This is a genomic window from Pseudomonas sp. H3_C08, from assembly GCF_054669455.1.
Window position 1 is genome coordinate 3,264,483 of sequence record NZ_CP162803.1, and the last position, 20,077, is coordinate 3,284,559.

Consider the following 20,077-nt stretch of genomic DNA (forward strand, 5'->3'; position numbering starts at 1 on the left):
CGCGGAAATCAGGAACCCTGCGATGCCTCACTGGCTGGTCATAGATCTGGAAGCCACCACCGATGAGGGTGGCTGGCCAGTCACCGAAATGGAAATTATCGAGATCGGCGCCACCCTGGTCGATCGCGCCGGACGCGAGCAGGATCACTTCCAGCGTTTCGTCAAACCGACGCGACGGCCGTTGCTCACGCCTTTTTGTCGTGAACTCACGCACATCACTCAGGCCAATATCGACTCGGCGCAGCCGTTGACTGAAGTCTGGCCGGCGTTCGAACGCTGGCTCGCGCAACATCAGACACGCCTTGAAGGCTGGGCCAGTTGGGGTGATTACGACCGCAAGCAGTTGTTGCAGGAATGGCAGCGTCTGCAAATCGACAGTGGCTTGAGCAAAGTGCCGCACATGAACCTCAAACAACGCTTCGCCAAGGCCCGGCGCCTGGAGCGTCCATTAGGCCTCAACGGTGCGCTGCAATTGGCCGGCATGCAGTTCAGCGGCCAGCAGCATCGGGCACTGGAAGATGCGCGCAACACCGCGCGGTTGTTGCCACTGGTGTTGCCACTCTAGGGTCAATTCGAGAACTCACCGGACAGACGCCGGGCAGGTGACGGCGCGAAAAGCCTTGTGCATACTGGCCGCCTCCAATTTCTAACCCTTTTCGAGGAATCGCCCATGTTTAAAGTCAACGAGTACTTCGACGGCACCGTCAAGTCGATCGCCTTTGGCACCGCTGAAGGTCCGGCGACCATCGGCGTCATGGCCCCGGGCGAATACGAATTCGGCACCGCTCAGCGTGAAATCATGCATGTGGTTTCCGGCGCACTGACCGTCAAACTGCCCGACAGCAGCGACTGGGAAACCTTCGCCGCCGGCAGCCAGTTCAACGTCCCGGCCAACAGCAAGTTCCAGCTGAAAGTTGCGGTCGACACCGCTTACCTGTGCGAGTACCGCGGCTAAACCCACGGCTTTCACTGCGATAAAAAAATGCCCGTGTCCAAGGACACGGGCATTTTCGTTTCAGAGACGGATTACTCGAGAATCTCCACCGGCATGCCGACTTCGAGTCGGCCATTGTTGTCGTTGACCAGATTCTGGCCGAACATCGCACCATCGGCTTCGGCGCGGTACTTCTGCAAGGTGGCCAGAGGCTCGCGATCGGCACTGCGCTCACCGGTTTGCGGGTCGATGGTGGTGAGGATACAACGCGAACACGGCTTGACCACGCGGAATTCGACATCGCCAATGCGAATGCGCTTCCAACTGTCTTCGGCATAGGCCTCACTGCCTTCGATCACCAGGTTCGGCCGAAAACGCAGCATTTCCAATGGTCGTCCGACCTGTTGCGAAAGGTCCTGCAAAGAGGCCGCGCCGATCAACAACAGCGGAAATCCATCAGCGAACGCGACCTGATCGTCATCCTTGCCGAAGCCTGCCTGGGTGGTCCGGGCGCGGTCCAGCGGCACCTGCACCAGCCGGGTCGGCTTGCCGATGAAATCGCTGACCCAACGGGCCGCCTCATCACCGGCATCCGGCACGCGCAAAGTATCGCGCCAGATCGTCACGCCGCGCAGTTCTGCGTTGTTGCCCGGCAATGCGATTTCGATGGGAGGCTGTTGCGGCGCACTAAGGGTCAGACCGCCCTGCGCATTCCATAACGCCGACAACTGACTCATCTTCGCTTCAGCGCGCTGGGTCAGAAAGCGGCCGCTGGCCTCGTCCACGAGCATCCAGCGTCGATCGCCATCAAGCCCCAGCTTGTCGAGATCAACACTGTGCAGCACATCGACTTTGCCGGATTTCAACGGGTAACGATAAAGCGCGCTCAGACGCAGCATGGCCAGCTCCCTGGAGGGTAAAAACGCCACCCTATACGAGCTTGATCAGGAATCAAAGAGCAATAACTGCAGGAGTGAGCCTGCTCGCGATAGCGGTGTGCCAGGTAATGATTCGGGGCTGACAAACCGTTATCGCGAGCAGGCTCACTCCTGCAATGGGTGTGTGATCAGGCCGGAACTTCGTCGAGCATCAGACGCTGGCGAACGACGTCGACCAGTTTGTCCGGCTGGAATTTGGAGAGGAAGTTGTCGCAGCCGACCTTCTTCACCATCGAGTCGTTGAAGCTACCGGACAGCGAGGTATGCAACACCACGTACAAACCACGCAGACGCGGGTCGTTGCGAATTTCGGTAGTCAGACGATAGCCGTCCATTTCCGGCATTTCCGCATCGGTAAAGATCATCAGCAGCTTGTCGGTCATGTTCACGCCGGTATCGGCCCAGGCCTTGAGCATGTTCAGCGCCTTCAGGCCATCGCTGGCAATGTGCATTTTTACCCCGAGCTGGCCGAGGGTGTCGCGCAATTGCGAAAGCGCGACGTTGGAGTCGTCGACGAGCAGCACTTCACGGCCACGGGCGCGCTCGAGCACCGGATCATCGAGTTTTTCACGCGAGACCTTGGCGTTGTACGGGACGATTTCGGCGAGGACTTTCTCGACGTCGATGATTTCCACCAGTTGATCGTCGACCTTGCTGATCGCGGTCAGATAGTGCTGACGCCCGGCGCTGGTCGGCGGCGGCAGAATGGCTTCCCAGTTCATGTTGACGATACGATCCACACCGCCCACCAGGAAGGCCTGCACCGAGCGGTTGTATTCGGTGACGATGATCGTGCTGTTGGGCCCCGGCACCAACGGACGCATACCGATCGCCTGCGACAGGTCAATGACCGGCAAGGTCTGACCGCGCAGATTGACCACTCCGCACACAAACGGATGACGCTGCGGCATCAAGGTCAGCTTCGGCAGTTGCAGCACTTCCTGAACCTTGAACACGTTGATTGCGAACAACTGCCGCCCGGCCAGTCGAAACATGAGAATTTCCAGGCGATTCTCACCCACCAGTTGCGTGCGTTGGTCTACCGTGTCGAGAATGCCGGCCATCAATGACTCCTGGGCTTGTTCTGATGAATTCACTATGTGAGGTTATCGGCGGCAAATCGCAGTTCTTGATTGCCATACCCGACCCCATCAAAAATGCCATGAACAGGCATTGATGTCACATTAACATCATGGTTTACTGGCCCGGTGATTTTCATCTGCTACATTCTCTGCGGCGCGACCTCGGTTTGCACGGTAGGTTCCCGCGTCTAAGGGATTCCCCTAGTAACAATCAGGCCCAACCTGATATTCGCAATATCCAATAGCCATTAATGTGACGCCATTCTCATTGCATGAACGGAGTCAGGCTATTGTGTGCGATCGCAGTTCAGTGGAAACAAGCCCTCTGGAACCTCTCAGTCTGTGCACTTGCACGTCTGGGCGCGATCTCCCGACGATTCACGATCGTCGCCACACACGGCATTCCCTCATCAGACATGACGTTGTGGAGATAAGCATGCCAATGGACCGCAAAGAGTGGGTACAACGCTTCCCCGAATTCCTTGTCGAGGCCGAGCAACTCCTGGCCAAGTCCGAAGAATGCCTCAGCCATCTGCAATTGATCAGCAATGACAAGGACGCCATCGAGTGCATGCTCGGTACTCTGCTGAAACTCGCACGCAGGGCTGAAGCCCTGGCGCTGGAGGCAATTTCCGAGTTTTCCCTGCACATTTACAGTCTGCTCAACCTCAATCAGGATCACGTCGACCTTCACGAACAGGCCCTGCAAGCCTTGCAGGATTGCTTCACATTGATGGCCTGGCAGCTTGAACTGGTCGATCAGCAGACAGGGCAACTGAGTCTGGATGAAAGTGAGCAGGCTTCGCTGCTCGAAGCATTCGCCTTCCAGGTCAACCAAAGCCGCCATCAACCGCCCCGGACGGGCAAACGTTTGCCCCAACTGCCCTACTCGGGACAAGCCTGACCCGCACTCGGTACCCGCGCAAGCACTTGGTACACAAGCGTTGAATGTCGCAATTGAATAGTTCATACCTGCCAGCGACAAGTCGAACTAAATAATCACTGAAAGCCGACGCCGATATTTTTTGCCGGCCTCAGGGTTTACCTGTGTGCAAACAAGCACAACTTCAGGCAACACTGACATCTATCGAACACAACAAATCGACTTTTCCATTATGGAACTTGCGTCCAATATCACGTATTTCCTGACTCAATGGACATATATAGCAAACGCGACCAACGGTATCTTAAGTGGTATTATGCCGCCCATTAGTTGCTTTCAAATTAGTGGCACAGTGACCTCAGAGATCGCTATCCACTGATAATTGGGCGGCCAATACGTTTACTGAACCGCGTTGAAATCAATAACATAATTGATAGCATTTTCAGACAGAGACCCGTCAGCCTCCGGCCGGTCTGCCCGCAGCGAACATCCATTGGCTCCATCCGTTATGTACGCCAGCCTCAAGTCAATCACTACATGGCCACCCTCCCGCGAAAATGCTCGCAGGTTCACACTCATACTGTGTATCGCGGCCACGCTCGGCAGTTTGCTGACCTACGCTCTTTCAACACCACTTTGCCTGGGATTGCTGCTGCTCGATATCGCTGCTACTGCGTGCGTCTGGGTGCAATATCGACTGTCACGCAAATCGATCAAGTTTCAGCCGCAGGAACTCGCTGACCGCTTGCTGGAAGTCCAGGAAAACGAGCGTCATCGCCTCAGCCGCGAACTGCACGACGATATCGGCCAACTGCTGACGGCCGCCAAACTGCAAAGCGAATGGCTCAAGCGGCGCATGCCCGACGACTTGCAGGAACAATGCACCGCGCTGTGCGACACCCTGGAAGAAACCCTCAACAAGGTGCGCGACGTTTCAGCCATTCTCAACCCGCGCCAGTTGACCAGCCTGGGACTTGAAGCCAGCCTGCGTGCGCACCTGCTCAAGACATTGGCCAACACTAACGTGCACTGGAGCCTCGATTGCCAGCAGCGGCTCAATGGCATTCCGGAAGAAATGGCAGTTGCCGCCTTTCGTATTACCCAAGAGGCTGTTACCAATATCCTGCGTCATGCACAGGCAAAAAATCTGGTGATACGCGTGCAACGTCTGCCCAAAGGTCTGACGTTGCTGATCAGCGATGACGGCCTGGGATTCGCCCCGGCGGCCAACCCGGGTCGTGAAGGACAACGAGGCATGGCCGGGATGGCCGAACGAATCGAGCAACTGGGTGGCACCCTGAACGTCATCAGCGAACCGGGCAAAGGCACTCAAATCGAAGCACTCTTCCCGTGGGCGCCACGCGCACTCGAGCGGGCCAGTACGAATAAGGTTATGCGTTGACTTGCAACTTACTTCTGGTGGATGACCACTCGCTGATCAGGGCCGGCGTGCGCGCTCTGGTACTGGATATTCCCGGTTACGCGGTGATTGGCGAGGCCAATGACGGTTCGCAGCTGCTCGAAATGGTCGAGCAACTGAATCCGGATATCGTGTTGCTGGATATCTCCATGAAAGAAACCGGTGGCCTGGAAGCCCTGCAACGGCTCAAGCGGGTACGCCCGCAGAGCAAGGTGTTGATCCTGTCGATGCACACCGATCCGGCGCTGATCATGCAGGCGCTGGAATCCGGCGCCCACGGCTACCTGCTCAAGGACACCACAGCGACAGAACTTGAGCATGCACTGGAAGCCCTGCGCAACAACGAGCGCTACCTGAGCCCGGCCATCGCCCATACCGTCATCAATCAGGCCCTGACCCGTAATCAGAAGCAGCAGCCGGAGGCAGCCGACTCGCACAATCTGACCGCGCGCCAACTGGAAATCCTGCGCTTGATCGTGCGCGGAAAATCCACCCGGGAAATCGCCAATGGCCTGGGCCTGAGCATCAAGACTGTCGAGACCCACCGTTCACAAATCATGAAGCGTCTGCAAATCTACGACGTGGCGGGTCTGGTGCTGTTCGCCGTGCGTGAGCAGATCATCAGCCTGGACGACTGACCAGCCCGGCGCTGCTCAACAAAGGAGAATGTTCCGGCAAATGCACGCGCAACGCCGCCGGACGCGCCTCGAATCGCATGCTGTCACCTTCGAGCGGTTCGCCATCAAGATTGATGCACAGCCCCTCGGCCACCTTGATTTCGACCCATGGCAAACGGGTGCGAACAAACATGTTGTCGATCCCGAAACCATCGCTGAGCAGCGTCTTCAAGGTGCCCACCAACTCTTGGGGCGCCGGCAGAATGCTGATATCCAGCAAGCCATCATCGGCCAGCGCCTCCGGGCACAATACGTGTCCACCGCCGGCCTGTCGGCCATTGCCGATACCCAGTGCCAACAGCTCGCCACGCCAGTGAAAATCCGGCCCCTGAAGTTCGCCGTAAGCGGCATGCAGCTCGCTGAATCGTGACAAGCCAGTGAACAGATAAGCAGCACCGCCAAGTACTTTTTTCAAGTCCTCGGAGGTATTGGCCGTGACCTGGCTGCCGAAACCACCGGTGGCCATGTTGAGAAAAATCTGCCCGCCCACTTCACCCAGATCGATGGCGCGCGGTGGCACATCGAGCAGCTCAAGGGCTTCGGCAGGCTCCAGTGGTACGCCGGCGGCACGGGAAAAATCGTTGGCAGTGCCCAAAGGCAGGAGTACGAGGCTGGCTTTGCCAGGATGCGCGGCGAGCGCTTCGGCGATATCGCGCAAGGTGCCATCGCCGCCCCCGGCAATGATTTTCGTGTAGCCGTCGGCCAAGGCTTGTTCTACCCAGCGCTGTGCGTCCCCTGCCTCCCAAGTCAGACGCACGGCCAGCTCCCAGCCCTGCTTGCGCTTGTCCTCGACGGCGGTGCGTACCGCCTCGTTGAGTGCCTGCTTGCCATGCAGAATCAACAGCGCCCGGCGTTCACTCATAACATCACTCCCAAATCGATCGGTTAAGACATCTTGACCACTGGCGCACGCAAAAAAGCCGTCATACCCGTAATTAATTCAGCCTCCTGGCGCCGGACGTCCTACACAGCGGTACCTTTTCTTACAAAACATGCGGAATCGGCTTAATTGACCCGGTTCGAGCATTGCGTCACCGTGTGTTGGCGGTATCGATTTTCAATCCAACACACAAGGACGTGCATGTAATGAGTGGATACACCCTATGGGCTCTTGCCGGTTCGAGAGCTGGAAAAGGTTGCAAGCAAACAGTTGAAACAATCGGTGGATGCTTCCATGCCTGGTCATGAAGCGAGAATACCCATGAGCCCGGTTGGACCGATTGTCGAAAGTCGCGCGAATCACAAGTCCGATTTCAAAAACAGCGCCAGAACCACTGGAGAAGTTGATATGGAACCCCGTGTTACCGAGCTGGAAACCCATCTCAAATACCTTCGACGGGACATGGACGAAATTCGCGGTGATGTCCGAACGATCAAACACCGGCTTGCGTACTCGGCGGGTGCAACAGCGGTAGTGCTGGGTTTGCTGGGCTGGGTGGCCAATAGCCGATTCGATCAGCTTGTGACATTGATCAGCAATTAATTGAATCAGTCATTGCAGGCGCCGCCTGAGTCAGCCGACGCCTGCATTTACGAGATAGCGATCAGTCGAGCAAGTCACTCAGCGGGATGAAGACCACTTCGTCTCCGATGCTCAGCGTGCGACCTTCCAGCACTTCGACCAATCCATCTGCCCACGCGGCGCTACGCAGTACACCTGAGCTCTGGTTGCGGTAGACAGTCGCCCGTCCTTGCTCAAGGCGGCCTCGCAGGTACTCACGCCGATTGCCTGCCACCGGCCAGTCAAACCCCGCTGGCACGGTGAACTTCAGCGGCTCGACGACCCGAACGCCCTGACGGCGTAACAGATAAGGCCGAGTGAGCAGCGCAAAGGTCACCAGTGTCGACGCAGGGTTGCCTGGCAAGCCAATGACCGGCACGTTGCGGAAATGGCCAAAAGTTAGCGGTTTTCCGGGTTTGATCGCCAGCTTCCAAAGGGCAAGCTCGCCCTCTTCACGCAATGCGACACCCAAAAAATCCGCCTCACCCACCGACACGCCACCGGTGGAAAGAATCAGGTCAACATCCTGCAACTCCCCCAGACGGGTGCGGGTAGTGGCCAAATCATCCGGAAGAATACCGGCATCGATCACTTCACAACCCAGTCGTTGCAGCCAACTGCACAGCAACACTCGATTGCTGTTGTATATCTGTCCCAGCCCCAGGGCCTGGCCCGGCTCGACCAATTCATCGCCAGTGGAAATCACCGCAACACGAACCTTGCGCACGACCTTCAATCCGGCGCAGCCCAACGATGCGGCTAATCCCTGCTCTATCGGACCCAGCCGAGTTCCGGCGGGCAGGATCAGTTCACCGACTGTGGTTTCCTGACCTTGCGGGCGAATGTTCTGCCCGGCCTTCATCGGTTCAAGGAAACGCACCCGTTCATCGGTTTGAACCTCAGCGTTTTCCTGCATTTCCACGCAATCAGCGCCCGCGGGCACCGGCGCCCCGGTGAAGATCCGTGCACAGGTGCCCGGCTTCAGCGGTTCGGGGGATTGCCCGGCAAACACCTTCTGACTGACCGGCATCGGTTCGCCCGTCCAGTCGGTCAGATTCAGCGCATAACCGTCCATGGCACTGTTTGGCCAGGGTGGTAGATCCAGCGTCGAAATCAGGTCTTCGCTCAGCACACGCCCCTGAACCTGAGCCAGCGGCAAATCCTCATGCTCGACAATCGGCGACGCGTCGGCCATGTCGAGCAGGCGCTCCAGCGCCAGCTCGACCGGCATCAGTGCTCCGGTCTTGCCCGGCTTACCCACGGGATTCACAAGGCGCTGCCTGCTTCAAATGAGTCACGAAGTTGCACGGGCGATGACGCGCGTCCAACTGCTCGCCCAGGATGCCATCCCAACCGGTGCGTACGGCATTGGTCGAACCTGGCAAACAGCACACCAGCGTGCCGTTGGCCAAACCGGCCAGCGCACGGGACTGAACTGTCGAGGTACCGATATCGGCTACCGAAATCTGCCGGAACAACTCTCCAAACCCGTCGACCTGTTTATCCAGCAGGCAGGCAACTGCTTCCGGCGTGCTGTCGCGACCGGTAAATCCGGTACCGCCGGTGATCAGCACGACCTGCACGACATCGTCGGCAATCCAGGTGGCGACTTGCGCGCGAATTTTGTAGAGGTCATCTTTGAGCAAAACCCGCTCCGCCAAACGGTGGCCCGCCGCCGTCAAGCGATCGACGAAGACCTGGCCTGAGGTGTCGGTTTCCAGAGTTCGGGTGTCACTGACTGTCAGCACCGCAATATTGAGCGGCACGAAAGGTACATCAGCCTTGGCTTTCATAGGCTCGTCCAGTTGTAGGAGAAACAGCCCGGTGTTATATCACAGCGCCCTATTTTTTCGCCGCCCCTCTGGAGAGCTGCCATGACCCGCGATTCGCAATTGCCCCCCTGCTCCATTCTGCTCCTGGCAGGCGGGCGCGGCCAACGCATGGGCGGTCAGGACAAAGGCCTGGTCGAGTGGCTGGGCGAACCGTTGATTGCACATTTGCAGCGTAAGGTACGCGGGCTGACTGACGACCTGATCATCTCATGCAACCGCAACCGCGAGCGTTACGCACCGTTTGCCGATCAATTGGTGGTCGATGACGAGGGCGATTTTCCGGGGCCATTGGCGGGTATTCGTGCCGGTCTGAAAGCGGCGCGCCATAGCCACCTGCTGGTTTTGCCGTGCGACGTTCCGCGAATTGACGCCGCGCTGCTGCAAAGCATGCGCGAGACTGCCAATCAGCATCCTGAAAAACCTTTAATGTTGCGCCATGACGAGCATTGGGAACCCTTGCTGTGTGTGATTCCGGTGGCTCTTCTAACGGCCTTCGAAGATGCCTGGAATGCCGGTGAACGCAGCCCCGGCCGGGTCATGCGCGGTCTCGGCGCCACTGCCCTGGAGTGCCCGGACAACGACCCCCGGCTGGCCAACCTGAACACCCCCGAACTGTTAAATTCCCACAACACTGTGTCAGACTGACACCATTCAAGGAACTCTCACGCCTTGTATACGTCTCAAGCTCAGTAACCAAAAGAATTCCCATTCGGAGACACACCCATGACTCAACGGACCCTCGCCACTTTCATGCTCGCACTGGGCCTTGCCACCCTCGCCGGTTGCTCGTCGCCTACAGTGATCACCTTGAATGACGGTCGCGAAATCCAGGCCGTCGACACCCCGAAATACGATGACGATTCGGGCTTCTACGAGTTCAAACAGCTGGACGGCAAAGAAACTCGCATCAACAAGGATCAGGTTCGTACCGTTAAAGAGCTGTAAGCTCTGGATCGACACCGGATACAGAAAAGCCCGTATTGATTGCGGGCTTTTTCATGGGCGCTCGAAAAGTGAAGTCGATATCACCACTGCAAGGTGATCCGGCTCTCGAATTCGCGCTCCTCACCGGTCACCGGGTCGATAAACCGCAAGCCTTGCGCCAGCAGCTTCAACGGATTGGCATAGTCATCCTCGACATCTTTCAACACCTGCGGATAGAACGGATCGTTGCAGATGCTCGCCCCCAGCGCAGTCATGTGGACGCGCAGTTGATGTTTCTTGCCAGTCACCGGAAACAAACCATAGCGCCACAGATCGCCATGCTTTTCCCGAACCTCCACCGCCGTTTCGGTATTACTGGCACCCACGCCTTCCTGCATGCGGAAAAACGGTTCGCCATCGACCAGACGGCTTTTGTGCACCAAGGGGAAATTCAGATCGGGCAGTGCCGGAGCGATGGCCTCATAACGCTTGTCGATCTGCCGCGTGGGGAACAGCGACTGATAAGCCGATCGGGTTTGCGGATTGGCCGAGAAAATCACCAGTCCCGCCGTATGCCGGTCGATGCGGTGCAGCGGCACCAAGTGAGGATTGTCCAGGCGATGAATCAGCCTGCGCAACAGGGTTTGCTCAACGTATTCGCCGGCGGGCGTCACCGGCAGAAAATGCGGTTTGTCAGCCACCACCAGATGTTCGTCTGCATACAGAATCGACTCGACTACCGGGATCGGCTTCTCGTCCGGCACTTCGCGAAAATAATGAATCCGCAGACCTTCCTTGTAAGGCAAGTCCACCGGGATCGGCTGGCCATGGCCGTCCAGCACACGTCCCCGAGCGATGCGGTCCAGCCATTGCTCACGGTCAATGGCGCTGAAATGCTCGCATAGACAATCGAGTACGGTCAGCCATTTACCGGGCGGCAGATAAAGTGTGCTCGCCTGATTCTGAGCAGCGGAAAATGTAGATGTGGACATACGAAAATCGGACCCTCAATGCAGGGCGGCATTATCCAGCACTGAGGGAAACGAACCTAGCGCAGAATGTTCAGGCCGGAATTGTTTTCAGCGCTGCGGCGTCAGTGAATTCCTTGAGCCAGCGCAATACATCAACTGCCTCCCAGCGCCCCGGATCGTACAAGGCGTAGAGCAGCCCCTGATAACCGACCACATCCAGTTGCTTGTGGTAACCGGCACGCTGAAACAAGGCCTCGATTTCGGCAAAGCAAGTGTTGAAATGCAGCTTGTTGAACGGCGTCTTGCCTTCCGTGACCAGCCCGTCCAGGCGCAATTCGAGAACGGCCTCGCGCACCACGTCAACCGACATCCGGTTCACGCTGTTTTTCAACTGTTCGACATTGACCACGGTTCATCCCTCTGACGCATTTACTGTATGAACATACAGTAACCGATGAAACCGCAAAATGCCAAGGAATGCATGGCAGTAGCGACCGGCGGGATAAACCAGAAAATGCGGATTAACCCAGAAACGCGACGACCTCATCAGCGCTGAATGGCCAGTCCAGCTCAGCCCCGCTGTCGACACGGCGCAACACCGGAATCCGCAGGCTATAAGCCTCGAACCAGGATTCGTCTTCAGCGATGTCGACCAGTTCCACCAGCAAGCCGTGCTCGACAAAAGGCATCAACTCGGCCTCGGCGACTTCACACAAATGGCATCCAAGGGTGCCGAACAGCTGACATTCAGGAGGCATGATTGCTCAACCAAAAAATGAGTGGGCCTATTCTAGGCCGCACCTGAAAACCCGTCGAGCCAGCGCCGCCCAAAGGCTCCAGCCCCTCAACAAAGGGTCACAGGCAAAACCCTGACGCAAATCAGTCCACAGAAAAATCATTTGCGCGATCCTCCCGGTCTTTTTGCCTCTACGCTTGAAAAGCCTGATCTGCCATCGGAGTGTCCAGTGTTTGCCAATCTGTTGATCATCCTCGCCTCGTCCCTCGTGGTCATTGCCCTGTTCCGTCGCCTGCGGTTGCCACCGGTTCTGGGTTACCTGTGCGTCGGACTGCTGGTCGGGCCGAGTGCCTTCGACTGGGTCAACGAAAGCGAACACTTGCCTGACGTAGCCGAGTTGGGCGTGGTGTTTCTGTTGTTTTCACTGGGCCTGGAGTTCTCCCTGTCGAAGATGATCGCCCTGCGCCAGGTGGTGTTTCGTCTCGGCAGCCAGCAGGTGCTGATCAGCACCGCGCTGCTCGGTTTGCTGCTGATGCTGTTGGGCATGCCGATGACGCCGGCGCTGTTGCTCGGTGCCGGGCTTTCGCTGTCCTCAACGGCGATTGTGACCAAAGAGTTGGGCAGCCTCGGCGAGGTGTTCAGCAGTCATGGCCAGAATGCTGTCGGCGTTTTGCTGTTTCAGGACGTTATCGCGGTATTGCTGCTGACGTTGGTGCCGGTGTTTGCCGGCAGCAGCGAGCAAGTCTGGTACTGGGCGTTGCCTTTGACCCTGGCAAAAACCGTGGTGCTGTTTGTCGGTCTGCTGCTGGCCAGTCGCTGGTTACTGCCGAGGCTGTTTCATGAAGTGGCCGCGTCACGCTCGGCAGAACTGTTTGTGCTGTTGGCGCTGGTGATTGTGCTGTTGACCGCGTGGCTGACGCACCTGCTGGGGCTGTCCCCTGCCCTTGGTGCATTTCTGGCCGGCATGCTGCTCGGTGAAAGCCACTATCGACACCAGATCGAGGCGGATATCCGGCCGTTCCGCGACATTCTGCTCGGGGTGTTTTTCGTCAGCATCGGCATGCTCATCGACCTGCAACTGTTCGTCAGTCACAGCCTGCTGATCCTCGGGCTCACCGTCGGTTTGATGGTGATCAAGGGTATCGTCGTGGCCTTGCTGGTGAAGTGGCGCGGCAGTGACAGCGAAACAGCATGGCGCAGCGGTCTGGCGCTGGCCCAGGGGGGCGAGTTCTGCTTCGCCCTAATGGCACAGATGCAGCAACACAGCATGATGCCCGAAGCACTGAGCGACCTGCTGCTCGCAGCGACGTTCTGCTCGATGTTGTTGACGCCCCTGTTGCTGCGCGCAGCGCCACGCATCGCAGCAGTGCTGCACCGCAAACCCAATCAGGAGGCGCAAATCGAAGAGATCAGCGCCCTCAACGCCGACCTCAACCAGCATGTGGTGATTTGCGGCTACGGCCGCGTCGGCCAATCCATCGGTCGTTTCATGCGCAACGCCAAGCAGCCTTTTATTGCGCTGGACAATGACCCGGTGCGGGTACAGGAAGCCGCCAGTGGAGAAAGCGACGTGCATTACGGCGACTCGTCGCGCGGCGATCTGCTGACCGCCGTGGGCCTGCTACGCGCCAGACTGTTGGTGGTTGCTGTGGATCAGAGCGACATTGCCCTGCGTATCCTCAAGGAAGCACGTCGGCTCAACGCCCACGTACCGATACTGGTGCGTACCCGCGACGACAGCCAGTGGGCCGAACTGAAAGCCGCCGGCGCCACCGAAGTGGTGCCGGAACTGTTGGAATCGAGCCTGATGCTCGCCTCTCACGCCTTGATCATGCTCGGCTTGCCGGCGCATCAGGTGCAGGAAAAAGTCGATCAGGTGCGCATCGACCGGTATCGCCTGCTTCACGGTTTTTATCCCGGTAGCGACGATGCCGAGACTTAATCCTGACTTACCGCGCCGATCTTGTGCAGCGACAGGTCGGCGCCGTAATACTCTTGTTCCTGACTCAGGCGCAGCCCGTGCAGCGCCTTGATCACGCCGTACACAGCGAAGCCACCGATCAGCGCCACCGCAACACCCAGCGCGGTGCCGATCAACTGGCTGATCAAGCTGACGCCGCCAATACCGCCGAGCGCAGTCTGGCCGAAAATCCCGCAGGCAATCCCGCCCCACACGCCGCACAACCCGTGCAATGGCCACACACCCAAGACATCGTCGATGCGCCATTTCACCTGGGCGGCGGTAAAGCACCAGACAAACAGTGCACCGGCGATCGCGCCAGTCACCAGCGCGCCGACCGGATGCATCAGATCCGACCCGGCACAGATCGCCACCAGCCCGGCCAACGGGCCGTTATGCAGGAAGCCCGGGTCATTACGTCCGACGAGCAGCGCCGCCATGGTGCCGCCGACCATCGCCATCAACGAATTGACCGCCACCAGGCCACTGACGCCTTGCAGCGTCTGCGCGCTCATCACGTTGAAGCCGAACCAGCCGACAATCAGAATCCACGAACCCAAGGCCAGAAAGGGAATGCTCGACGGTGCGAACGCCACCAGACGACCGTCGCGATAACGGCCATTACGCGGCCCCAGCAGCAATACCGCCGCCAGCGCCAGCCAACCGCCCATGGCGTGCACCACCACGGAACCGGCAAAGTCATGGAAAGCGGCACCGAACTGTGCCGTCAGCCACGCTTGCAAACCGTAGTTGCCGTTCCAGATCATGCCCTCGAAAAAGGGGTAGATGAACGCGACAATCAAGGCCGTGGCGCACAACTGCGGCACGAAACGCGCGCGCTCGGCAATGCCGCCGGAAATAATCGCCGGGATCGCTGCGGCAAAGGTCAGCAGGAAGAAAAACTTCACCAGTCCATAACCGTGATCGGCACTCAGCACCGCCGCTGGCTGCATAAACGTCACGCCATAGGAAATCCAATAGCCTATAAAGAAATAGGCCAGGGTCGAGACGGCGAAATCACTGAGAATTTTCGACAGTGCATTGACCTGGTTTTTCTGGCGCACCGTGCCGACTTCCAGAAAGGCGAAACCGGCATGCATCGCCAGCACCATCACCGCACCGATCAGAATGAACAAGGTATTGGAGCTGTGAACCAGAGTGTCCACAGCGCTTTGCAAATTTTCCATAAGCAGGCAGACCTAAAGGCGAAAAAGGCACCAAAGCGGTTCATGCGCACATTTCATGCACCAAGTTGCGACCACGCAGTCACAGATCCGAAGGTCCGGCGAACCGCTTTGGCGCACAAGGTCGATGTCCTGACACGAACCGGGCTTGTTTGGGATAAGGTTTCTCAATGCGCACGCCCGGCAACAGCGCACAACCGCCGGGGAACGCACCACGACACAGCAAAAGTTGTACCAGTCATTTGTACTGAACCTTCGCGCAAGGCTCATACTCGAACGCTTCAGACGTCACTTACGGAGATCCACCCATGGCCAGCATCAAGGCAAAGACCGCTCAAGAAATCCTGATGAACGACTTCCAGACTTTGGTCGCCGACACCGAGCGCTTGCTCGAGCACACCGCCACCCTGGCCGGCGATCAGGCCGATGAGCTGCGCGAGCAGATTCACGACAGCCTGCTGCGCGCCCGCGAAACCTTGAAACTGACCGAAGAAACCTTGCGTGATCGCGGTCAGGCGGCGGTCACTGCCACCGAAGATTACGTCTCGGCCAACCCTTGGCAGTCCGTCGGTATTGCCGCCGGTGTCGGCTTCCTGATCGGCCTGTTGGCTACCCGGCGCTGATTATGTCGATCGGTGAATCCGGCCCGGCTGCGGGCACCGCCTCTTCCACGCGACGCCTGGGCGCCGCCGTTCTCGGTCTGCTGCACAGCCATGTCGAATTGTTCGGCATTGAATTGCAGGAGCAGAAATCACGTACCGTCAGCCTGTTACTGTTCGCAGGCCTGGCGTTGGTCTTTGCCCTGTTATTACTGGTGGGCTTATCGACACTGGTGATGATTGTGTTCTGGGACACTTATCGCCTTGCTGCGATCATCGGCCTGTGCGTGTTCTATACCCTGGCCTCGATCTTCTGCGCGCTGCGCCTCAAGGCTGCGATCTTCGATGAGTCTTCGCCTTTCCACGGCACGCTCGAAGAGCTGGCCAACGACCGGGAGCGCCTGCTGCCATGAGCCTGCCTGAACTGCCACACAACAGCTCGCGTCGGGAAATGCGCAAGGCGTTGATCCGCCTGCGCATGGAAATGCATCGTCAGGAAATCCGCCATGAAGCCGGGCAAGTGTTGCAGCCTCTGCAGCGCATGCGCGGCATGTCGCAAAACCTGCAAGGTGGTTTCGGCATCAAACACGCGCCTTTGTGGGGCGTGGCCGCCGTTACGCTATTGGGATTCATCACTGGCAAAGGCGCGAAAAGCGGCGGTGTCGGTGGCCTGACCCGCTTGATCCGGCTCGGCACCAGCCTCGGGCCGCTGATCAAACTGGTGATGCAGAGCTCGGCGAAACGCTAAACAGATACATCTGGCTACATTCTTGCACTGTCGGCGGGATGAACCTCTTTATCCGGAGGTTCAATCCCGCGCGCCTACCCGGTCGGCGGGGTTCACCAGAACAAGAACCACTAAGGAGGCCCCGTGATCGACGGGCAACCGCTCGCCTGCTTTCAGCCTTTCATCGATACCGCCACCGGACGCATTGCCGGCGTCGAAGCGCTGGGGCGCCTGCGCCAGGCCGACGGTCAACTGAACTCGGTTGGGCCTCTATTCGCCGACCCGCGCACGCCCGCCATTGCCCTGCGCCGTCTCGACCGGCAGATCCGCGATAACGCCTTGAGCCGCTTGCATGAAGCGCCGGCAGACTGGTTTCTCAGCCTGAACATGTCGCCACGCTGGATCAGTCGCCTGCGCGCCGATCAAGCCCTGCCCAGCCTCAAACAATTGGCGCGCTACGGTATCGATCCGCAACGCATCGTCTTCGAGATCACCGAACTGGGCGGCAATGGTCAACGTCTGGCCGAAGTCGTCGCGCGCTATCGCGAGGCCGGAGCGAGGATTGCTATCGATGACTTTGGCGCCGGCTACTCGCAACTCGATCGGGTGCTGGCGTTGCAACCGGACATTCTCAAACTTGATATGCGGCTGTTCCAGGCTGCGGCACTGGGTGGGCCGAGCAGCGACGTGGTCAAGGCCCTGGCGCAGATGGCCGAGAAGACCGGTTGTTGGATCATCGCCGAAGGCGTCGAGACCGAAGCACAGTTGAATTTCGCCCTGGAATGCGGATCGCGCTATGTGCAGGGATTCCTGTTCGCGCGGGCACAGGAGGCGTTTTTCCCCAGTGACGCGTTCGTCCAACGCTTCGCCGAGCTGCGCCAGCGCTATGTCCGGCAGAAACTCGTGGAGCGCGGGCGGCTGATGCAAATGCGCCAGCAACTCGCTGAACTGATGTCGATCCTGCAAGCCTGGGCTCAGGCCCATGCCCCTTTGAGCGCTTTGCCGCAACTGGACGCCTTCCCCTGGCTGCTGCGGTTTTATCAATGCGATCGCCACGGCACGCAACTGACGCCCAATCTGGAATGGCGGCAGCATGGCTGGGTCGCCGACAATCGCTATCTGGGGCACAACTGGTCGTGGCGCCCGTACTTCTATCATTTGCTCGCCGAAGGTTGGGAGGAGCGGCGCTTGACGCTCTCCAATACCTACCGCGATGCCACCAGCAATCAGTACTGCCTGACAGCCGGGCAGTTTTTCGACAACGGTGAACGTTTGCTGCTGATCGACATTGACGCCGCCGGACTGTAGTTCCGCTTGCAGGGGCGGACGTGAACCGGGAAGCTAGGGGCCAACGCCCCCAGTCACCTGACGGAGAGAATCAGCCTTGGATTGGCACACCCTGCTCAACCGCGAACGCCTCGGCAAGCCGCTGCACAGCCCGCAAGAACTTGGCCGCAGCCCTTTCCACAAAGACCATGACCGCATCATCTTCTCCGGCGCCTTCCGCCGTCTCGGGCGCAAGACCCAGGTCCACCCGGTCACCAGCAACGATCATATTCACACGCGCCTGACCCACTCGCTGGAAGTCAGTTGCGTCGGCCGTTCGCTGGGCATGCGGGTGGGGGAAACCCTGCGCAATGCCTTGCCCGAATGGTGCGACCCGGCCGATCTCGGCATGGTGGTGCAATCGGCGTGTCTGGCCCACGACATTGGCAATCCGCCGTTTGGTCATTCCGGTGAAGACGCCATCCGCCACTGGTTCCAGCAGGCCGCCGGACGCGGCTGGCTCGACGGCATGAGCGAAGCCGAACGCGCCGACTTCCTCAATTTCGAAGGCAATGCCCAGGGTTTCCGGGTCCTGACTCAGCTGGAGTATCACCAGTTCGACGGCGGCACCCGACTGACCTACGCCACCCTCGGCACTTACCTGAAGTACCCGTGGACCGCGCGCCACGCCGACTCCCTGGGCTACAAGAAACACAAATTCGGCTGCTATCAGAGCGAGTTGCCGCTGCTCGAGCAGATCGCCCACAAACTGGGCCTGCCGCAAATCGAAGACCAGCGCTGGGCGCGTCATCCGCTGGTGTACCTGATGGAAGCCGCCGACGACATCTGCTACGCGCTGATTGATCTCGAAGACGGTCTCGAAATGGAGCTGCTGGAGTACGCCGAAGTCGAATCGCTGCTGCTCGGGCTGGTGGGTGATGATCTGCCGGAAACCTATCGCCAGCTCGGCCCGCAGGATTCGCGCCGACGCAAACTGGCGATCCTGCGTGGCAAGGCCATCGAGCATTTGACCAACGCCGCCGCACGGGCCTTTGTCGAGCAACAGGACGCCCTCCTCGCCGGCACGCTGCACGGCGATCTGGTCGAGCACATGCACGGCCCGGCCAAGCGTTGCGTGCTGAATGCCAAGGACATCGCCCGCAAGAAAATCTTTCAGGACAAACGCAAAACCCTGCATGAAATCGGCGCCTATACCACGCTCGAGATTCTGCTCAACTCGTTCTGCGGCGCGGCGCTGGAACAACACAACGGTCGTACACCGTCATTCAAAAGCCGGCGCATTCTCGATCTGCTGGGCAGTAACGCACCGGATCCGCAGGGATCGTTACACACGTCGTTTCTGCGCATGATCGATTTCATCGCCGGCATGACCGACAGCTACGCCAGCGACATGGCGCTGGAAATGACCGGGCGCTCCAGTCACTGACCCGCTCGCCTACGGGCGGCCATAACGATGGCCGCCCGTATCCACACAGCCTGTGATTATCGACCCACAAGTGTCGACTGGCGTCTGATATGGCTGAAATAGCGGCAATTATTGCGCCGACGAATCAGCAACTTTAAACATCTTTAAAAAGCCATTTACGGCCAGTACTTGCAAATCATTCAAGTCAAACTATAAGCCCGTTCAAATCCAGCACTTCCTTACGTCAAACCTAGTTTGGTTGTAGTCCGTTTCTTCATTAATTGTAGGATTAATCCGATATCGTGACTGAAGCCATGTCACTTCATGCGAGTGCTCATTCAACTGAGCTAAGGTGCGCGCTTTATTCGTGCTTGCATGGGATTTGATTATGAACTCCGTTTTTATTGTCGACGATCACCCGGTCATCCGTCTCGCCGTTCGAATGCTGCTGGAGCATGAAGGTTACAAGGTCGTCGGTGAAACCGATAACGGAGTCGATGCCATGCAAATGGTGCGCGAGTGCATGCCCGATCTGGTCATTCTCGATGTGAGCATCCCCAAGCTGGATGGCCTCGAAGTACTGGCTCGCTTCAATGCCATGGGTTCCCCGTTAAAGATCCTGATCCTGACGGCACAGTGTCCGACGCTGTTCGGCATTCGCTGCATGCAATCCGGCGCATCGGGTTATGTCTGTAAACAGGAAGATTTGAGTGAACTGGTCAGTGCGATCAAAGCGGTACTGTCCGGTTACAACTATTTCCCCAGCCAGGCATTGAATCCGGTGCGCAGCGACGACATCCGTTTTGCCGAACTTGAATTATTCAAATCCGTTAATGATCGTGAGTTGATGGTCTTGCAACTTTTCGCCCAGGGTCGCACTAACAAGGAAATAGCCAAGGGCATGTTTCTAAGTAATAAAACCGTCAGCACCTACAAAAAACGTCTGATGCAAAAACTCAAGGCCAAATCCCTTGTAGAACTTATCGAGATGGCCAAACGAAACGCACTCGTGTGAGA

Annotated in this window: 24 protein-coding genes; 15 read left to right on the forward strand and 9 right to left on the reverse strand. The window is 58.3% G+C overall.

What is annotated here, in order from left to right:
• Positions 1-22: 22 nt before the first annotated feature.
• Together AB4N74_RS14865 and ppnP are read left to right on the forward strand one after the other, a co-directional pair.
• Entirely contained in the window at positions 23-565 is a 543-nt protein-coding gene (locus tag AB4N74_RS14865; protein ID WP_095048433.1) for a 3'-5' exonuclease, read from the forward strand.
• A 105-nt stretch (positions 566-670) separates the two neighbouring features.
• Positions 671-955, forward strand: a complete 285-nt coding sequence (ppnP, locus tag AB4N74_RS14870) for a pyrimidine/purine nucleoside phosphorylase (RefSeq protein WP_003226701.1) — start codon at positions 671-673, stop codon at positions 953-955.
• Between the two features lie 71 nt (positions 956-1,026).
• On the opposite strand, the gene AB4N74_RS14875 is transcribed toward ppnP, so the two are convergent.
• Positions 1,027-1,833, reverse strand: a complete 807-nt coding sequence (locus AB4N74_RS14875) for an MOSC domain-containing protein (protein WP_116256547.1) — start codon at positions 1,831-1,833, stop codon at positions 1,027-1,029.
• Between the two features lie 167 nt (positions 1,834-2,000).
• Positions 2,001-2,936: a chemotaxis protein CheV gene (locus AB4N74_RS14880; RefSeq protein ID WP_064391361.1), complete on the reverse strand. Its 936-nt coding sequence runs from the start codon at positions 2,934-2,936 to the stop codon at positions 2,001-2,003.
• A gap of 454 nt (positions 2,937-3,390) precedes the next feature.
• Here AB4N74_RS14880 and AB4N74_RS14885 point away from each other — a divergent pair, with 454 nt between their 5' ends.
• From AB4N74_RS14885 to AB4N74_RS14895, 3 genes are all read left to right on the forward strand, one after another.
• Positions 3,391-3,858, forward strand: coding sequence for a hypothetical protein (locus AB4N74_RS14885; protein WP_093435088.1), 468 nt, complete (start codon positions 3,391-3,393; stop codon positions 3,856-3,858).
• A gap of 487 nt (positions 3,859-4,345) precedes the next feature.
• Positions 4,346-5,239 carry a sensor histidine kinase gene (locus tag AB4N74_RS14890; protein WP_460101149.1) on the forward strand — a complete coding sequence of 298 codons (894 nt, stop codon included), beginning with the start codon at positions 4,346-4,348 and terminating at the stop codon, positions 5,237-5,239.
• On the forward strand, positions 5,236-5,895 hold the full coding sequence (locus tag AB4N74_RS14895; RefSeq protein WP_093435094.1) for a response regulator: 660 nt from the start codon (positions 5,236-5,238) through the stop codon (positions 5,893-5,895). The genes AB4N74_RS14890 and AB4N74_RS14895 overlap by 4 nt, the downstream gene beginning before the upstream one ends.
• On the opposite strand, the gene yegS is transcribed toward AB4N74_RS14895, so the two are convergent.
• On the reverse strand, positions 5,879-6,796 hold the full coding sequence (gene yegS, locus AB4N74_RS14900) for a lipid kinase YegS (RefSeq protein WP_093435097.1): 918 nt from the start codon (positions 6,794-6,796) through the stop codon (positions 5,879-5,881). The two genes, AB4N74_RS14895 and yegS, sit on opposite strands and share 17 nt — an antisense overlap.
• Positions 6,797-7,108: 312 nt before the next feature.
• Between yegS and AB4N74_RS14905 the strand changes: the two genes are divergently transcribed.
• Positions 7,109-7,417 carry a hypothetical protein gene (locus AB4N74_RS14905; RefSeq protein WP_175559630.1) on the forward strand — a complete coding sequence of 103 codons (309 nt, stop codon included), beginning with the start codon at positions 7,109-7,111 and terminating at the stop codon, positions 7,415-7,417.
• Positions 7,418-7,478: 61 nt separating this feature from the next.
• On the opposite strand, the gene AB4N74_RS14910 is transcribed toward AB4N74_RS14905, so the two are convergent.
• Entirely contained in the window at positions 7,479-8,705 is a 1,227-nt protein-coding gene (locus tag AB4N74_RS14910) for a molybdopterin molybdotransferase MoeA (RefSeq protein ID WP_460096488.1), read from the reverse strand.
• Positions 8,689-9,228, reverse strand: coding sequence for a molybdenum cofactor biosynthesis protein B (moaB, locus tag AB4N74_RS14915; protein WP_093435105.1), 540 nt, complete (start codon positions 9,226-9,228; stop codon positions 8,689-8,691). Before moaB ends, AB4N74_RS14910 begins: the two co-directional genes overlap by 17 nt.
• An 81-nt stretch (positions 9,229-9,309) precedes the next feature.
• Between moaB and mobA the strand changes: the two genes are divergently transcribed.
• On the forward strand, positions 9,310-9,912 hold the full coding sequence (gene mobA / locus AB4N74_RS14920) for a molybdenum cofactor guanylyltransferase MobA (protein WP_093435107.1): 603 nt from the start codon (positions 9,310-9,312) through the stop codon (positions 9,910-9,912).
• A gap of 78 nt (positions 9,913-9,990) precedes the next feature.
• A complete protein-coding gene (locus AB4N74_RS14925) occupies positions 9,991-10,212 on the forward strand; it encodes a YgdI/YgdR family lipoprotein (RefSeq protein WP_007908660.1) in 222 nt (73 codons plus the stop codon).
• A gap of 80 nt (positions 10,213-10,292) precedes the next feature.
• Here the strand turns inward: AB4N74_RS14925 and AB4N74_RS14930 are convergent, their stop codons facing one another.
• The 3 genes from AB4N74_RS14930 to AB4N74_RS14940 all read right to left on the reverse strand — a co-directional run bounded on the left by AB4N74_RS14930 (position 10,293) and on the right by AB4N74_RS14940 (position 11,920).
• Positions 10,293-11,183, reverse strand: a complete 891-nt coding sequence (locus AB4N74_RS14930) for a pseudouridine synthase (RefSeq protein ID WP_093435109.1) — start codon at positions 11,181-11,183, stop codon at positions 10,293-10,295.
• Between the two features lie 70 nt (positions 11,184-11,253).
• Positions 11,254-11,571 carry a transcriptional regulator gene (locus tag AB4N74_RS14935; protein ID WP_093435111.1) on the reverse strand — a complete coding sequence of 106 codons (318 nt, stop codon included), beginning with the start codon at positions 11,569-11,571 and terminating at the stop codon, positions 11,254-11,256.
• A gap of 112 nt (positions 11,572-11,683) precedes the next feature.
• Positions 11,684-11,920 carry a glutaredoxin family protein gene (locus tag AB4N74_RS14940; RefSeq protein WP_093435113.1) on the reverse strand — a complete coding sequence of 79 codons (237 nt, stop codon included), beginning with the start codon at positions 11,918-11,920 and terminating at the stop codon, positions 11,684-11,686.
• A gap of 207 nt (positions 11,921-12,127) precedes the next feature.
• Here AB4N74_RS14940 and AB4N74_RS14945 point away from each other — a divergent pair, with 207 nt between their 5' ends.
• Positions 12,128-13,840, forward strand: coding sequence for a cation:proton antiporter (locus tag AB4N74_RS14945; RefSeq protein ID WP_095048441.1), 1,713 nt, complete (start codon positions 12,128-12,130; stop codon positions 13,838-13,840).
• Here AB4N74_RS14945 and AB4N74_RS14950 read toward each other — a convergent pair.
• Positions 13,837-15,045, reverse strand: a complete 1,209-nt coding sequence (locus AB4N74_RS14950) for an ammonium transporter (RefSeq protein ID WP_095048442.1) — start codon at positions 15,043-15,045, stop codon at positions 13,837-13,839. The genes AB4N74_RS14945 and AB4N74_RS14950 overlap by 4 nt on opposite strands.
• Before the next feature lie 305 nt (positions 15,046-15,350).
• Between AB4N74_RS14950 and AB4N74_RS14955 the strand changes: the two genes are divergently transcribed.
• The 6 genes from AB4N74_RS14955 (at position 15,351) to AB4N74_RS14980 (ending at position 20,075) form a co-directional block, all read left to right on the forward strand.
• Positions 15,351-15,665 (forward strand): ElaB/YgaM/YqjD family protein, encoded by a 315-nt coding sequence (locus tag AB4N74_RS14955; protein ID WP_007908653.1) that lies wholly within the window; start codon positions 15,351-15,353, stop codon positions 15,663-15,665.
• Positions 15,666-15,667: 2 nt separating this feature from the next.
• A complete protein-coding gene (locus AB4N74_RS14960) occupies positions 15,668-16,054 on the forward strand; it encodes a phage holin family protein (protein ID WP_093435120.1) in 387 nt (128 codons plus the stop codon).
• On the forward strand, positions 16,051-16,389 hold the full coding sequence (locus tag AB4N74_RS14965; protein ID WP_093435122.1) for a hypothetical protein: 339 nt from the start codon (positions 16,051-16,053) through the stop codon (positions 16,387-16,389). Before AB4N74_RS14960 ends, AB4N74_RS14965 begins: the two co-directional genes overlap by 4 nt.
• A 123-nt stretch (positions 16,390-16,512) precedes the next feature.
• Entirely contained in the window at positions 16,513-17,676 is a 1,164-nt protein-coding gene (locus AB4N74_RS14970) for an EAL domain-containing protein (protein WP_093435124.1), read from the forward strand.
• A gap of 76 nt (positions 17,677-17,752) precedes the next feature.
• Positions 17,753-19,081: a deoxyguanosinetriphosphate triphosphohydrolase gene (locus tag AB4N74_RS14975; RefSeq protein WP_093435126.1), complete on the forward strand. Its 1,329-nt coding sequence runs from the start codon at positions 17,753-17,755 to the stop codon at positions 19,079-19,081.
• A 367-nt stretch (positions 19,082-19,448) separates the two neighbouring features.
• The gene (locus tag AB4N74_RS14980; protein WP_007908640.1) at positions 19,449-20,075 is read left to right on the forward strand and encodes a response regulator transcription factor; all 627 of its coding nucleotides are present in this window, start codon (positions 19,449-19,451) and stop codon (positions 20,073-20,075) included.
• The last annotated feature ends 2 nt before the right edge of the window (positions 20,076-20,077 follow it).

Excerpts from the sequence above, each read along its gene's own strand:
- AB4N74_RS14865 (WP_095048433.1), top strand. The coding sequence starts at position 23 with ATGCCTCACTGGCTGGTCATAGATCTGGAAGCCACCACCGATGAGGGT.
- ppnP (WP_003226701.1), top strand. The coding sequence starts at position 671 with ATGTTTAAAGTCAACGAGTACTTCGACGGCACCGTCAAGTCGATCGCC.
- AB4N74_RS14875 (WP_116256547.1), bottom strand. The coding sequence starts at position 1,833 with ATGCTGCGTCTGAGCGCGCTTTATCGTTACCCGTTGAAATCCGGCAAA.
- AB4N74_RS14880 (WP_064391361.1), bottom strand. The coding sequence starts at position 2,936 with ATGGCCGGCATTCTCGACACGGTAGACCAACGCACGCAACTGGTGGGT.
- AB4N74_RS14885 (WP_093435088.1), top strand. The coding sequence starts at position 3,391 with ATGCCAATGGACCGCAAAGAGTGGGTACAACGCTTCCCCGAATTCCTT.
- AB4N74_RS14890 (WP_460101149.1), top strand. The coding sequence starts at position 4,346 with ATGTACGCCAGCCTCAAGTCAATCACTACATGGCCACCCTCCCGCGAA.
- yegS (WP_093435097.1), bottom strand. The coding sequence starts at position 6,796 with ATGAGTGAACGCCGGGCGCTGTTGATTCTGCATGGCAAGCAGGCACTC.
- AB4N74_RS14905 (WP_175559630.1), top strand. The coding sequence starts at position 7,109 with ATGCCTGGTCATGAAGCGAGAATACCCATGAGCCCGGTTGGACCGATT.
- moaB (WP_093435105.1), bottom strand. The coding sequence starts at position 9,228 with ATGAAAGCCAAGGCTGATGTACCTTTCGTGCCGCTCAATATTGCGGTG.
- mobA (WP_093435107.1), top strand. The coding sequence starts at position 9,310 with ATGACCCGCGATTCGCAATTGCCCCCCTGCTCCATTCTGCTCCTGGCA.
- AB4N74_RS14925 (WP_007908660.1), top strand. The coding sequence starts at position 9,991 with ATGACTCAACGGACCCTCGCCACTTTCATGCTCGCACTGGGCCTTGCC.
- AB4N74_RS14930 (WP_093435109.1), bottom strand. The coding sequence starts at position 11,183 with ATGTCCACATCTACATTTTCCGCTGCTCAGAATCAGGCGAGCACACTT.
- AB4N74_RS14940 (WP_093435113.1), bottom strand. The coding sequence starts at position 11,920 with ATGCCTCCTGAATGTCAGCTGTTCGGCACCCTTGGATGCCATTTGTGT.
- AB4N74_RS14950 (WP_095048442.1), bottom strand. The coding sequence starts at position 15,045 with ATGGAAAATTTGCAAAGCGCTGTGGACACTCTGGTTCACAGCTCCAAT.
- AB4N74_RS14955 (WP_007908653.1), top strand. The coding sequence starts at position 15,351 with ATGGCCAGCATCAAGGCAAAGACCGCTCAAGAAATCCTGATGAACGAC.
- AB4N74_RS14960 (WP_093435120.1), top strand. The coding sequence starts at position 15,668 with ATGTCGATCGGTGAATCCGGCCCGGCTGCGGGCACCGCCTCTTCCACG.
- AB4N74_RS14965 (WP_093435122.1), top strand. The coding sequence starts at position 16,051 with ATGAGCCTGCCTGAACTGCCACACAACAGCTCGCGTCGGGAAATGCGC.
- AB4N74_RS14980 (WP_007908640.1), top strand. The coding sequence starts at position 19,449 with ATGAACTCCGTTTTTATTGTCGACGATCACCCGGTCATCCGTCTCGCC.